We start from the raw sequence: 12,679 nt of genomic DNA on the forward strand, positions 1-12,679 counted from the left end.
TGTCGAGGGGATTTCCCGAGTGAAACAGCTTCGATTACACTCGCTATGAGGAAGTCCTCGAACGCCCCCGTCACGCTCGCTACGAGAAAACAATGCACAGGAACTTTCCTGTGATTACACTTGCTATGAGGCAGTCCCCGAAAGCCCCCGCCGGGTCGCGGCCGCTCGCCGACATCTCGACGCAAACCGCGTGCCTCGTCGAGAGGGGTCGCCGAGGCGACCATGCAAGCGCGACCGGGCGGGGACTTTCAGTCCCAACCACAAACCGGTTCCGCACAGCACCGCGCCACATCCTCCCCAACCGATTGCGTTTCTCGCTCACATCCGTTCGCTCCGATACTCATCCACCATCAGAGCACGCTCTGACGAGCTGCTTGCAAACGCGAAGCGTTTGCGTATCCAGAAAATCTTCGATTTTCAGGACTTCGTTCACTCCCACGGGTCGTTCACGAAGACCTCGCGTGATAACCAACCAACCCCTCGGACGGAGCGTCCTCGGGGTTGTTGGTGCACACGCCGGAAGAGTCTATTCAGTTTCACGCAATTTGGCGTTCCATTGTGACGCGCGCTGGCGGGACGACGCGGCCGAGCGTGGCCGCGTCGTCCCGGTGCAGTCGCGCGAGGGATGATCGAAACGAAGTGGAGTGAATCGGTTGGGGAGGGTTGTGGTGCGGTGCGGGTGCGGTTTCAGTGACGTCTGTCGTTGCAGTCACAGAAGAACCAACAACTCGTAGCGAACAGGCGGAGGCGTTCGAAGTCCACGTCTCGGCAGTTGCGATTCAATCGTTCACAACGACACCACGTCGGAGCGAATCTGCTCAAAAAATTCCCGGTACCTCCTATCCAACTAACAGACGTACCCAGAGCGCCAGCGCTCGACGGAAACGCTGTGCATGGGGATGTCGTGTTCTTCGAACAAATCGTGAATGTCGAGTAGCAACTCTTCACTCACATCCTCGGGGGACACCGCGCCGAGGCGGAGGAGCGTCTGTTCGGTGGGTCGTGAGAGGGGGCGATAACCGGTTTACTCTCCTTCGAACGCGGGTTCCTCGTCGCCGAAGAACGCGTCCAGTCCGCGCCGGTAGTCGTCGGTCGCGGTCATCCGCGCGATGGTGTCGGTTTCGGCGGCCATCTGGGCCGAGAGGTCGCGCCCTGCGCTCCGGTTGAACAGGCGCTTCGTCGCTCCGTAGGCGCGGGTCGGGCCATCCGCGAGTTCCGCGGCGAGTTCGGCCAATCGGTCGTCGAACTCCGAGGCGACTTCCGTGGCGAGTCCCATTTCGACCGCCCGTTCGGGTGAAATCGGCTCGTCCAGCAGCGCAATCTCCTTCGCCCGGCGCAAGCCGACGAGTTTCGGGAGGAGAAACGTCGAACCGGCGTCCCCCGTCAATCCGACGCGCGGGTAAGCGAACTCCAACCGCGCGTCCTCGGCGAGCAGAACGATGTCGCCCGCCAGCGCGAGGCCGAACCCGCCGCCCGCCGCGACGCCGTTGATGCCGGTGATGACGGGTTTCGGTGCGCGCGAGAGGTTTTCGATGGCGCGGTGAAGCGAGGAGGCGATGCTCCTGAGCGTTCTGCCGTCGCTCGCGTCGCCAGAGAGCACGGACAGGTCCGCGCCCGTGTTGAACACGCCGTCGCCCCCCGTGAGGACGATACACCGTGAATCGTCCTCGTACAGGTCGGCCGTGACCGTGCGCAGTTCGGACGCCATCGCTGGGTTCATCGCGTTGTGCGTCTCCGGCCGGTGCATCGTCACGCGCGACACGTCGTCGGTCCGTTCGAGGGTCAGGTGGTCGAACTCTGCCATACGATTTATCCGAGCGGAATCGTGAAAACGATACCGCGACAGTTCGGAAAACGATTCCCACATCGGAAGGTTAAGAATTTAGTATCCCTCCTTGAGTAGCGTAGGAACATGGAGCGATTCGACGTTGCTATCGTGGGCGGGGCCCCGCGGGATGGCGGCCGGAGAACAGGCCGGGACACACGGCGCGAGCGCCGTCGTCCTCGAACAGGGCGTCCCACGCGAAGACCGAGAGTTCCTCGGCCCGGATTCGACCGACGCTGCCGGAATGCTCGACTACTGGGTGGACATCATGGACGAGGACTATCGGGACATCCCGGACCACGTCGTCCTCCAGGAACTCGATGCGGTGGACTTCCTCGGCCCGAACGAGGCGGCCACCCTCCGCGGCACCGGCATCGACTCGTCGTACCCCCAGATGGGCTTTACTTTCAACCGCGCGCGGATGGACGACTGGAGGCGAGAGCGCGTCGAGGACGCGGGGACGGAGTACCGCGTCGGCGTCGGCGTCAGGCGCGCCGAAACCGACCTCGACGCCGAGTACCGCCACACCCTCCACCTCGCCGACGGCGAGGACATCGAGGCGAAATACCTCGTGCTCGCCGACGGGCCACAGCGCCGCGTCACGCTCGGTACGCTCGACCAGTTCATGCCCGAAGGCAGTTCGGTCAGCGACTTCCTCAGCCCGCCGACGGCGAACCACATCGCGTATCAGGAGTACCGCGAGTTCCCCGAGGAGGTCTTCGAGAAATCCTCGCTCAAGTTCTGGTGGGGTATCATCCCCGGAGAGACGGCCTACCCGTGGGTCTTCCCGAACGACGGCACGGTGGCCCGCGTCGGCCTCACGATGCCCATCGGAATGACGTTGGACGACGTGGACGACCCCGACTCCTACGCCCTCCTCCGGCCGGACGACGACGGCATCCCCCGCGCCGGGGAGTACATCCGCCGCCTCCTCGAACGCGAGTACGGCGATGAGTACGACATCGAGACGGACTTCCCGCTCGTGGAGGACCGCGGCAAATCGAAGGGCACCGAGACGTACCCCATCTCCTCGACGCGACCCATCGACTCGCCCGTCGAAGCGGGCATCGCGGTCGCTGGCGGCGCGATGGGGACGACCAGCGCGTTCCACGAGGGGGGCTACCACGTTGCGGTTCGGTCGGGCAAAATCGCCGGAAAACTCGCCGCGACCGACGACATCGAATCGTACAACGATGAGTGGAAGGCCGCAATCGGCGACGAACTCCTCCGCAACATCGCGTTCGCCGACATCGTTGCGGAGTACGGCCCGGACGACTGGGACAAGACCTTCGCCATGGTCGATAACCTCCTCGGCGAGGATGGCAAGGGCCTGAACAAGTCGAGTTTCTCCTCCGGCGTCCGCGGCGCGAAACTCGTCGCGCGCTACAAGAAGGCGAAGTTCGGCTACCGGAAGGGCTACGTACAGGTCGCCGAATCCGATTACGTCTACTGATTTCTCCCGTTTCGACGCTTCTGGTTCGTTTTGTCTCCCCTCTCGTTTCGACTCGTCTCGTTCGTCCGTTCTTTCTCCCCGCTCGTTTCGACTCGTCTCGTTTCTTTGCTCTCGTCTTCTCTCCCCGCGAACCCGGAAGGCCCTTATCCGGCGTCCGTCTACGTTTTCGTGCACACCTTAGTCCCCGCCGGAGTAATCCCACTTCGGGAGCGATGACCGCGCGGAGAACCCGGGTGTGCGACAGTACGAGTTGGTGAACTCCAAAATCACCGCCCCGAGTCAGGGACCACTGGCTCCGAAGTCGGTTGCGGTTACTGACGCGACCCGCTTCGACGGTTCGGCCGTCACAAGTCGGCGATTTACTCGCCCGCCCGGCACGAGGGTTTGCCAGCCGACTCGGCACGCCGCCACGGAATGAGGCTGGATGTTAGTGTTCCGGGCGTACATCGACCTTTTACAGCGCTCGCTACGCTCGCTTGCAAAAGCTCGACCAAAAGCACTTCTCGCTCCCTTAGCTCACGGCTCACTACCGTTCGCCGTTCGCTTACCGAGCCGCTTCGCGCCTCGCATCGGTCGCTCGTCGGCCTCTCACTCACGTCCGTTCGCGCGAGCGAATCGGCGACCGACGGGTCCTTCGGACCTCTCGGTCGCCGAACGCTTGCCGACTCTACTTCTACCGAGCCTACTAGTCGAAACTCGTCCGGTAGCGTTCCGGACGTATATCCTCACATTCTGGTAGTCCCTACTCAGCGGCTTGGTGCGATTCGCTCAATGAGGCCGTCGAAGTCGTCGTCAAAACTCAACACTGCATCGATACCGCGAGACTCGCACAGATAGATGATGGTCGCGTCCGTGAAACTGAGGTTTTGGTCGCTATATCGGCGAAACGTCTCTAGTGAGGCACTGACGTCGTCAGGTTCGACATGGAGCAGTTCCAAAACGTTTGGGAACGGATCCTCGCCGAGAATCCGACTGGCAACGGTGTCCGCGGCCTCGAACGAGTCCGTTCGAACGCGTGTGAGTGTCACCGTCTCGTCCAGTACGTAGTCGCTCGTGTACGGCTGCCCATACGTACCGTCCAGCAGCTCGTCGAACGCGGCAACTGCTTGCTCGTGGCGCTCTGCGTCCGTATCGTGGTGCGCAAAGAGGACGCCGGTGTCCACGAAGACGCTCATCCGTACAGTACGTCGTCGATGTCTTCTTCGGATGTGGTGGTGCCGGACGAAACCATTCCCCGTGAAACGTCTCTCGCTCGGTTTGTGAGATGGGAACACGTTCTTCCCGGAACGAATCTACGAGATCTGTTTTCGATTCGATGGCGTTCTCGACGAGTCGTGCTAATATCTCCTGCTGGGTCACTTTGCGCCCAGTTTTCAGCCGAATTTCGGCCTGTAATCGTTCGAGACGAGATTTAGTGTCGTCGTCCATCTTCACCGACGTTGCCATAATCGTGGGTAGAATCTTCTACTGGATAACGTTTACTACCGAAATATCGACCAGATTGGTCGCTTCCGTTTTACTAGTAGAAACTCGGCCGGTAGTGTTCCGGGCGATATTCTACCGTCGTCGAAGAGATGTCTCAGTGTATCGACGGCGCGCTTCGCCAGGGCGACTTCGAAAACGCCTGCCAGCACGTCCTACCCGTCTCGATACCGTTCGGAGCGACGTTCGTCGATGGCCGCGGTTATACCGCGGCGGTATCGGGCGGCTAGCGTCGTCACCACGAGGCGGTCGCGGTCGTTGACGCCGAGCGAAACGAGGGTACCGACGTACGTCACAGCGCCCAGCGCGAGGCCGACGGCGACCGCATCGACCCCGGCGAGCGTCTCGCGGACGAGGAACATGACTCCGACCGTCGCGGTGCCAGCCCCGAACGGTTTGAGAAACGTCGCGTCGAAGGGCCATAATCCCTCGAAGTGCCGGAGGAGGACGACTTGGATGGAGTTCTGGACGGCGATGGCGACGGCCGTGCCGAGTGCCGCACCGGGCAGGCCGAACGCCCTGACGAACGCGAACGTGAGCACCGTGTTCAGGACGGCCAGCAACCAGTCCAGCGCCATCCGCGCGTACTGGTCGTCGGTCATCATGAGCAGCCAACCCGTCGCACCGACGGCGCTACCGACCAGGACGCCGCCGAGATAGACCACGAGCGGAACGTAGCCCGCCGTGAAATTCGGGCCGAAAGCGGACAGAATCGCCCGTCCGTAGACGACCAGCACGGCGAGAATCGGGACGACGCAGGTGACGATGAGTCGCGTCACCGCCGTGTACACCGCGTTGAGCGTCTCCATCTCGTCATCGGCGTACAGTCCCGACGCGACCGGCGGCAGGAGCATGTTGAACGAGAGGAGCGGAATCCACGCCAGCGCCACCAAAACGAGCACGACGTTGTAGACCCCCGCCGCGCTCGCGGTCAGCAGGAAGCCCACGAGCATCACGTCCACGCGGTTCTGGAACACCTTGCCGAGGCTGCTCAGCGCGATGGGACCCGAGTGGTTGTAGAACCGCCGGACCTCCGAACGGACGCCGCCCAAGCGAGGCCGGATACCGGTCGTCGAGACGACAATCGGGAATCCAACGAGTACGAGTCCGGCCATTCCGACGACAAACGCACCGGCGACGCCGACCACCGAGTATCCCAGTGCCATCGCACCCACGGCACCTGCCAGCGTAACGGCCGGGCGGAGCACGCGATTGAACAACACCTCTCCTTGGGCCGACCGCACCGCTCTGAGGACTCCGGCGTGAACCCTGACCAGTCCGACGAGGACGATTAGAGCCGCGAACAGCCGTATCGTCGGTGGGAAGTCGGAATGCGAGACCGTCGCGCTGTTGAGCCACTCGCTGCCGAGAATCAGCCCACCGGCGAGTCCGAGACCGACGACGAGCGTCGTCAGGTACGCCAGTCCAACCACTCGTCCCTGCCGGTCCGAATCGTCACTGTAGGCGGAAAGGTACCGTTGGAGCGTCTGAACCGACCCGAAGTTCACGAGTCGAAACAGCAACTGGGTGATTCGCCACGCGAAGGCGTAGACGCCGTAGACGACCGGGCCGAGTCCCTGTGCGAGCGCGTACTCGGTCGCCGCCTTCAGCACCTGCTGGAGGGACTGTCCGCCGGAAGTGACGACCGCACCGTGACCGATGGTCAACAGCGCCTCGCGCTCGTCTTCGGGAATCCCGTCGCCGGATGTCTCGGTGGCCATCGTCGCGTCACTGTCTGTTCGTTGCACGCCGATAAGTCGCCTGATTCTCCCCGCCGATGGCCGCGACCGTGAGGTTCGTGTGGTCCGGTTTCGTGGCTAAACTCCGTGGGGGTATCGACGGTGCGGCAGGATTCGTTCCGCCAGCAATACGATCGAATTATAAAACTAGAGTATGTATTTATTTATCGTACCAATTATTACTACGGTGATGAGACTCCAAAATAGCGGCGTGGGACGGCGGCGATACCTCCGAGGTGCGGGCGCACTAACGACGGTGGCGTTGCTCGGAAACACGGCCGAAGCGAGCGAGCGGGACCACCGCGGGCATCGCCATCAGGGCCGAGGGGATGACCAGCATCACCATCACGGACGGCGACCCGACAAGCGAATCGTCGGCTACTACCCCTCATGGGCGGGCGACTACACGCCTCACGACGTGCCGTACCACAAGCTGACCCACCTGAACTACGCCTTCCTCGAAACCGAGGCGAACGGCGAGGTCAAACTCGCCGTCACCGGGGACTCGGCCCCCGAAGTACTCGCGGGGTTCGAGGCGATAACCCACGAACGACGTCACACGTCGTTCATGCTCTCCATCGCGGACTTCGGGAGCAACATGTCAGCCGTCGCCGCAAGCGCCGACGCCCGCGAGCGGTTCGCGCGAACCGCCGTTGAACAGCTCCGACGGTACAACTTCGACGGCATCGACATCGACTGGGAGTACCCCGACGGGTCGGTCCGCGAGGACGACCCGGAGAACTTCACGTTGCTGTTGGAGGAGCTCCGTGGAAAACTGGACGAAGCGGGGGCGGCGGACGGCCGGTACTACGAACTCAGCATGGCGGCGGCACCGATTCCGTCGAACATCGATCCGCTGGAAGTGGAGAAAATCGCCGACTATCTGGATTTCGTCAACGTGATGAACTACAACTTCTACGGGAGTTGGAGCTCCGCGACGAACTTCAACGCGCCGCTGTACGCCCCCTACGAGGACCCGACGTACTGGCAACAGCTCCTGACGGTGGACAACGCGATGCGGTACTGGGCCGACCAGCCGATTTCGCGGGACAAACTCGTCCTCGGCACGCCGTTTTACGGCTTCGCCTTCGAAAACGTCGAGAACGAGAATCGGGGTCTCTTTCAACCGTTCGACGGCGCGGACACCAAATCGTACGACGACATTCGACGGCTCAAGACCGAACCGCACTACCAGTACCACTGGCATCACGAAGCGCGCGTCCCGTGGCTGTACTCCGAAGCGGACGACGCCTTCGTCACCTACGACGACAGACACTTGGTCATGGAGAAATCGCGGTACGTTCTGGACAACAACTTCGGCGGAATGATGTGTTGGGAACTCTCCCACGACCCCAGCAACACGCTCATCAGTTCGATTCACGCCGTACTCGGCTGCTCGCACCGCCGATAATTTCTACCTTCATCAGAATATATTGACCCTCTGTTAGATTTTGTTCGAAGGCATTGGTACGACACGTCATAGCATGAACTTTGACAGGCGAACGCTCCTGCGTTCCGTGGGTGGAACGGTTGCGACGGCGGGCGTACTGGGAAGCGCGGGAACCGCGGCGGCGGCGGGTAGCTACACGAATCACTACTACGACGGCTTCGATTACTGGAAGTACGTCCCGGACTCCGCGGGGTCGAACCCCCCGCTCGTGGTGATGCTCCACGGCTGTTCACAGAACGCGGACCAGTTCCGCGAGGAGACGCGGATGAACGACGTGGCGGACCGCGAGGGGTTCGTCGTCATCTACCCCGACCAGTACAACGCGCGGAACGCGGCCGAGTGCTGGAACTGGTTTTACGACGCGAACACGATGCGGGGCTACGGCGAAGCGGCCGTCATCGCCGGAATGACCCAAACGACCATCGACGCCGAGGGCTGTGACCCCGAGCGCGTCTACGTCGCCGGGCTTTCGGCGGGTGCCGCGATGGTCCCGAACCTGCTCGCGGAGTACGCCGACGTGTACGCGGCGGGCGGCGTTCACTCCGGGTTGGAGTACGACGCCGCCGACAGCGTGACCGGCGGAACGACCGCCATGACGCAGGGTGGCCCGGACCCACAGCAGCAGGGGACCGCGGCGTATCAGGCCATGGAATCGAACGGCGTCACCGACACGATTCCGACCATCGTCTTCCACGGCACCAGCGACTACACCGTCTACCCCGAGAACGGAGAGCAGGCCGCGGAGCAGGCCACCCAGACCAACGACCTCGCCGCCGACGGGGCGGACGACGACGGCATCAACTACACCGCCGACGCCACGCGCGACGGGCAGGCCGAGAGCCTGAGCTACACCGTTTCGGAGTACCACGACGAAAACGGGACCACCGTCGTCGAAAAATGGACGGTCGATAACATGGGCCACGCGTGGTCGGGCGGCGCACAGGGCGGTTCGTACACCGCTCCCGGCGGTCCGGACGCCAGCCAAATCATCTGGAACTTCTTCGCGGACCATCCGCGCGACGACGGTGGCGACGGTGGCGGCGGTGGTGACGGAAACACCGCACCGACCGCCACCGCCGGTGCGAGCCCGAGTTCACCAGCCGTCGACGAGACGGTCACGTTCGACGCGAGCCAGTCGAGCGATTCGGACGGCTCGATTGCGAGCTACGATTGGACCTTCGGAGACGGTGCGAGCGCGAGCGGCGCGACGGTAACCCACAGTTACGGGTCGTCGGACGAGTATACGGCCACGGTAACCGTCACCGACGACGACGGAGCCACGGCGGCCGACTCGGTGACCGTCACGGTCGGGTCCGGCTTCTCCGGGTACTGTGGCACGGCGTATAACTACGAGCACGGGGACGCAGGCCGGGCTTATCAGGACACCTCGACGGGCGCCTACTACGCCGTCGGCTCCGACGACTACCTCGACTTCCCGGCCTACACCAGCACGTTGAAGGAGACCTCGGAAGAGTACTACGAGACCGTCAGTTCGTGTTGACGCGGTTCCGTACGGTCGGAAAAACCGGTCCGTCTTTTTCGGGCAGGCCAACGTTAATGAGGCTCGGACGACAACCGATACGCATGAGTACTGATGCCGCACCGAACGGGAAGGACGGCCCGCAAATCGAGGTGACGGAGGACGCGGCCGAGCAAGCGCTGTCCCTGTTGGACAGCGAGGGACTTGACAGTTCGGTCGCCGGACTCCGCCTGTTCGTTCAGCAGGGCGGCTGTGCGGGGCTTTCGTACGGCATGCGATTCGACGACGAACCGGAATCCGACGACACGATTTTCACGCACTACGGCTTGCGCGTGTTCGTGGACCCGGCGAGCATGAACTACATCGAGGGAAGCGTCGTGGATTACGAGACCGGCCTGCAGGGTGCGGGCTTCCACGTCGAGAACCCCAACGTGGTGTCGGAATGTGGCTGTGGCGAGAGCTTCCGAACCTGATTCGAGGAAGAAAGAAAATCCGTTTTTCGTCCGTTTTCCGGCGGTCTCGCTTCTTTTCGCTTCCCGTTACTCTTCGAGTTCGAACGCGACGGTTACTTCGGCCTGATATTCGCGTCCTTCGACCGAGGCGACTTCGACGCCGAGGGTGTCCACTTCGACCCATTTGACGTTATCGATGGTTTCCTCCGCTCGGTCGATCGCGTTTTCGGTGGCCGCGTCGAAACTCTCGTCGCTCGTCCCGATGAGGGTGATCTTCTTGAACACCATGACGTCTCTGTGATACCCCGTCACCGGTAAAAATCGCATCGGCCGTTGCGGGGCGGTTTCGGTAGGTGCGCGCGGTCGTCGCCGCGGCGATTTCGACCGGTCTACTCCGAGCCTTGCATCCGGGTGTCGAGTCGGTCGACGAGCGCACCGGTGACGTCGGTGAGATACGCGGTTCCCCACACCGCCGTGATGAGGCCGCCCGCGGTGTCGAACAGCAGGTCGAGCATCGTGTCTTCGAGACCGTACTGGGTGAGGACGGCCCTCCCGCCGAGGATGCTTCCCAAACCGCTCACCGCGAACTCGGTCACTTCCCAGATGACGCCGAACGCGACGACGAACATGAGGATGAAGACGAACATGAAGCGGGGCGGGAGGTACACGTCGGGATTGTATGCGTCGAGCGCGCGAACGGTCGCGTAGCCGACTCCGGCGACGAGGGACGCAGAGAGCATATGGGTCACGTGGTCCCACCACCAGACGTTCTGGTAGGGGCCGAGGGTACCGACCGCGTGCAGGAAGACGGCGGTAGTAATCCACAGCGTCAGTCCCGCGTCCATCGGAATCTGGTAGTCGCGTTTGAGTACGGCGGGGACGAGCGTAATGGCGAACGCCAGCGCGCTATTTATCATGATGCCGAGGTTCCCTCGGTCCATCCCGACGAAGAAGATACCGATGAGACTCAACTCCATCAGTCGGGTCAACTGCCGTTGGCTGTGCTCGGAGATGCCGAGTCGTTCGCGGATTCTCATCGGAGCTGCTCCTGAACGTCGATGGGCAAGCGCTCCTCCGCCGGGATGACCCGTCGGAAGTACAACTCGAAAACGATTCCGGCGAACGCGCCGACGACCGTCGCGTAGACGAAATCCCACATCAGTCGGTACTCGCTGCCGAGGAACTGGGTCCCGAGGTACACGTCCGAAAGCCACTGAACGACCGCCCAGACGCCCGCCGTCGCTATCGTGGCGATGACGACGAAGAGGACGGCGAACCAGTGTGTCATCCGAACGGGCGTGAAGACGTGCAACTCGACGGCGACGATGAGCGCCAGCGCGGCCACCGACAGATAGGTCGCGACTCGCGTCGTGAGCGCGAGGGTTGCGAGTTCCCGCCCGAGGACGGGGAGGGCGGCGAGCACGAGCACCTCCCACGGAAGCATCGCCTCGGTGTTCCGGTACGACACGGGCGGGACGAGAGCGAGCGCCGCGACGGCCCCGGCGAACAGCGCCCACAGCAGGTCGTCCTGCAACAGGCTTCCGGCCGCGACGATGAGCAGGAACCCGACGAGTAGCCACGCCAGTCCGGCGTTGACTCGCTTGTCCTCGACGAGCGCGTCCAACTGACTAACCCGCTGTGCCATGCGAGGGGGTACGGTCGGGGGCCGTAAGAAGGGATAGGTCACGAGGGCGTCATACCGGATACGGGACGTGAAATTCAGGCGAATAGATACATTCCGGCGTACGCGATGACCCCGAGCGTCACCGCGGCCATGCCGGTACACAGCCACGCGGTGGGGGTGCGCACGGGACGGAATCGAACGGGGGAAACGGTCGTTCGGGTGGAGTTGCGGGCCGACGCCGACGGCACCGACCGCGAGCACCGAGAACACGAACTGGTAGGACACCGAGAGCGTCGGTGCGGGAATCACCAGCGCAGCCAGCGCGTACCCGGCACCCAACGCGGCGCGGGGGTGGACGTGTTCGCGCAACTGCTTCCGAACGTCTCCGACGCGAAGGTGGAAGTACACAGAAACGGCGAACCACGCTAGCACCAGTTCCAACCCGAAGATGGCGAGCAGGTTCAGCGTCGGGTCAGGGAGCAGCGTGATTCGGGAGTGAAGCAGCGTCACGTCGAGCGGATAGAAAAACTGCGGCGGCGCCCCCGTGAACACGTCGCCGAAGGGATGGGACGCGAGTCCGAAGACGACGGCGAGCAACAACTCACCCGAACCGAGGTCGGTGCGCGAGTCGGCGACGAGCGCGGCGACCGTCCCGACGACGACGAAGACGAGCATGACGCCCGCGCCGAGGAAGCCGCTCGTTACGAAGGAAACCCAGACGAGCGCCGAAAGCAGGCCCGCGGAAAGCGACCTCTGCCACCAGTTCCGCGTCGCCAGGACGAACGCGGGACCGGCGATAGCGGCGACGACGAGCGAGTGAGTTACGGCGCGATGGACGAGGTGTGAACTACCCCAGAACGCGGCGGTCATTTCCCAGACGCCGCCGAACCCCGACTGTGCGAGGCCGATGACCGCGTAGGTCATATCGACGTCCGGAACCGTAGCGAAGACGCCCGCGATGACCCCGAACGCCAGCGCGCGCTCCGTGGACCAAAATCGCTGGGCGACGAGCGCCGCGAGCCCGAAGGCGAGCAGCGCGTGGCCGACCATCATCGAACGCAACTTCGCGTTCAGTCCTCATAAGCTTCTTCCCGACCGTGATAGTGGCTGATGTTAACCTATATCATGAAACCGCGGCTCACCGGTCCTTCCGGACGGCGAGCGTCGCCTCACT

General features: G+C 63.0%; 10 protein-coding genes and 3 pseudogenes. 5 read left to right on the plus strand and 8 right to left on the minus strand.

The annotated features are described in order from the left end of the window. Positions 1 to 461: 461 nt before the first annotated feature. Positions 462 to 629 carry a hypothetical protein gene (locus tag BG842_RS29635; protein WP_175424091.1) on the plus strand — a complete coding sequence of 56 codons (168 nt, stop codon included), beginning with the start codon at positions 462 to 464 and terminating at the stop codon, positions 627 to 629. A 395-nt stretch (positions 630 to 1,024) separates the two neighbouring features. Here the strand turns inward: BG842_RS29635 and BG842_RS06885 are convergent, their stop codons facing one another. Beyond that, positions 1,025 to 1,804, minus strand: a complete 780-nt coding sequence (locus BG842_RS06885) for an enoyl-CoA hydratase/isomerase family protein (RefSeq protein WP_069450206.1) — start codon at positions 1,802 to 1,804, stop codon at positions 1,025 to 1,027. Positions 1,805 to 1,912: 108 nt separating this feature from the next. On the opposite strand from BG842_RS06885, the pseudogene BG842_RS06890 reads away from it, so the two are divergent. Next, positions 1,913 to 3,278 (plus strand): annotated as a pseudogene (locus tag BG842_RS06890) (NAD(P)/FAD-dependent oxidoreductase). Between the two features lie 746 nt (positions 3,279 to 4,024). Here BG842_RS06890 and BG842_RS06895 read toward each other — a convergent pair. From BG842_RS06895 to BG842_RS06900, 3 genes and pseudogenes are all read right to left on the minus strand, one after another. After that, on the minus strand, positions 4,025 to 4,453 hold the full coding sequence (locus BG842_RS06895; RefSeq protein WP_069450208.1) for a type II toxin-antitoxin system VapC family toxin: 429 nt from the start codon (positions 4,451 to 4,453) through the stop codon (positions 4,025 to 4,027). Continuing rightward, positions 4,450 to 4,724: pseudogene (locus tag BG842_RS33000) on the minus strand (hypothetical protein). The gene BG842_RS06895 and the pseudogene BG842_RS33000 overlap by 4 nt, the downstream one beginning before the upstream one ends. A 191-nt stretch (positions 4,725 to 4,915) precedes the next feature. Continuing rightward, on the minus strand, positions 4,916 to 6,481 hold the full coding sequence (locus BG842_RS06900; RefSeq protein WP_069450209.1) for a lipopolysaccharide biosynthesis protein: 1,566 nt from the start codon (positions 6,479 to 6,481) through the stop codon (positions 4,916 to 4,918). Between the two features lie 208 nt (positions 6,482 to 6,689). Between BG842_RS06900 and BG842_RS06905 the strand changes: the two genes are divergently transcribed. The 3 genes from BG842_RS06905 to BG842_RS06915 all read left to right on the plus strand — a co-directional run bounded on the left by BG842_RS06905 (position 6,690) and on the right by BG842_RS06915 (position 9,902). Beyond that, a complete protein-coding gene (locus tag BG842_RS06905) occupies positions 6,690 to 7,910 on the plus strand; it encodes a glycoside hydrolase family 18 protein (protein WP_254662958.1) in 1,221 nt (406 codons plus the stop codon). Positions 7,911 to 7,983: 73 nt separating this feature from the next. Further along, positions 7,984 to 9,450 carry a PHB depolymerase family esterase gene (locus BG842_RS06910; protein WP_069450211.1) on the plus strand — a complete coding sequence of 489 codons (1,467 nt, stop codon included), beginning with the start codon at positions 7,984 to 7,986 and terminating at the stop codon, positions 9,448 to 9,450. A gap of 83 nt (positions 9,451 to 9,533) precedes the next feature. Then, positions 9,534 to 9,902, plus strand: a complete 369-nt coding sequence (locus tag BG842_RS06915; protein ID WP_007977725.1) for an iron-sulfur cluster assembly accessory protein — start codon at positions 9,534 to 9,536, stop codon at positions 9,900 to 9,902. A 66-nt stretch (positions 9,903 to 9,968) separates the two neighbouring features. Here BG842_RS06915 and BG842_RS06920 read toward each other — a convergent pair whose 3' ends face one another. From BG842_RS06920 to BG842_RS31190, 4 genes and pseudogenes are all read right to left on the minus strand, one after another. Next, positions 9,969 to 10,169 carry a dodecin gene (locus BG842_RS06920; protein ID WP_007977727.1) on the minus strand — a complete coding sequence of 67 codons (201 nt, stop codon included), beginning with the start codon at positions 10,167 to 10,169 and terminating at the stop codon, positions 9,969 to 9,971. Between the two features lie 101 nt (positions 10,170 to 10,270). Beyond that, the gene (locus BG842_RS06925) at positions 10,271 to 10,918 is read right to left on the minus strand and encodes a hypothetical protein (protein WP_069450212.1); all 648 of its coding nucleotides are present in this window, start codon (positions 10,916 to 10,918) and stop codon (positions 10,271 to 10,273) included. Then, entirely contained in the window at positions 10,915 to 11,526 is a 612-nt protein-coding gene (locus BG842_RS06930; protein ID WP_007977732.1) for a hypothetical protein, read from the minus strand. Before BG842_RS06930 ends, BG842_RS06925 begins: the two co-directional genes overlap by 4 nt. Before the next feature lie 465 nt (positions 11,527 to 11,991). Further along, positions 11,992 to 12,558: pseudogene (locus BG842_RS31190) on the minus strand (metal-dependent hydrolase); the annotation flags it as partial. Positions 12,559 to 12,679 lie beyond the last annotated feature (121 nt).

Origin of the sequence: Haladaptatus sp. W1, from assembly GCF_001723155.1 — an archaeon.
GTDB lineage: Archaea > Halobacteriota > Halobacteria > Halobacteriales > Haladaptataceae > Haladaptatus > Haladaptatus paucihalophilus.